The 1,265-nt window shown below is 33.8% G+C and carries 1 protein-coding gene; it reads left to right on the forward strand.

Annotated features, from left to right (window positions below):
• Positions 1 to 1,237, forward strand: a protein-coding gene (locus Q1B37_RS24165) for an IS3 family transposase (protein WP_299903337.1) whose coding sequence is annotated in 2 segments (ribosomal slippage) — positions 1 to 354 and positions 354 to 1,237 — 1,238 coding nt annotated over the 2 segments. Because the reading frame shifts where the segments join, the coding sequence is not laid out codon by codon here. This gene is flagged as partial in the annotation.
• Positions 1,238 to 1,265: the final 28 nt, after the last annotated feature.

Here is a 1,265-nt window from a genome sequence, read left to right on the forward strand (position 1 = left end):
ATTCAGAAGAACCAAGGAAGAAGCGTACACAACGAGATTATAATTTAGGCTTTAAATTATCAGTAGTTGCTCAAGTAGAAAAAGGCGAAATGACCTATAAACAAGCACAAAAAGCTTATGGTATACAGGGAAGAAGTACTGTTTTGGTTTGGTTGAGAAAACATGGTACCTTAGACTGGAGTAAACCTGTTAAACATCAAATGCCTCAGTCCAAAGAAACACCAGCACAAAAGATCAAGCGTTTAGAGCGAGAGCTCTCAGATGAAAAGCTTAAGAATGATATTCTCAATACCATGATTGACATCTCAGATAGTCAATATGGTACCTCGATTAGAAAAAAGTTTTTATCTCAACAATTCAGCGCATCAGACAACAACAAAAAGTGAGTTTATCACGTTGTTGTGGATTGTTTGGGATTAGTAGACAGGCGATCTATCAATCACAAAAACGATCATTAGCTCGTAGTAAGCAACTTAGTCAGGTAAAATATCTGGTACAACAAGTACGCAAGGATATGCCTAGGTTAGGCACCAGGAAACTATATTTTTTACTCAAAGAAGAGTTTGATGGTCAAGGAATCAAAATAGGAAGAGATGCACTATTTGATTACCTGCGTAGTGAATCCCTGTTGATAAAACCAAAGAAAAACTATACAAAGACCACAAATTCTAAACATTGGCTTAGAAAACATCCTAATTTAATGAAAGATACTAATCCTTCAAGACCAGAAGAGTTTTTTGTTAGTGATATCACCTATATAAAAAGTAGAGAAAGAACTCACTATTTATCATTGGTTACTGATGCTTATAGCAGGAAAATAATGGGGTATCACCTTAGTGATGATATGAGTGCAGAAAATGTAGTAAAGGCTATCAAAATGGCAACTCATAACAGGAAGACTACTAAAAATTTGATACATCATTCTGATAGGGGATTACAGTACTGTTCATCTATATATCAATCAGAACTAAAAAAACACCAGATAATCCCATCAATGACTGATGGATATGATTGTTATCAAAATGCAATTGCTGAACGAATCAATGGCATATTGAAAGGTGAGTTTTTGATTAACATTTGCAATAATGGAAAAGAACTAACAAAATTAATTGAACAATCTATAGAAACTTATAATAACAAAAGACCACACTGGAGTCTTAACTTAAAAACACCTAACTTTATACATAACAAAAAACCCCTTGAAGCTAGCTTCAAGGGATTAAATAAAATCTTGTAAAATTGTCAACCTATTTTAGGACGACTCA

Origin of the sequence: uncultured Aquimarina sp. (assembly GCF_947492965.1) — a bacterium.
Lineage (GTDB): Bacteria > Bacteroidota > Bacteroidia > Flavobacteriales > Flavobacteriaceae > Aquimarina.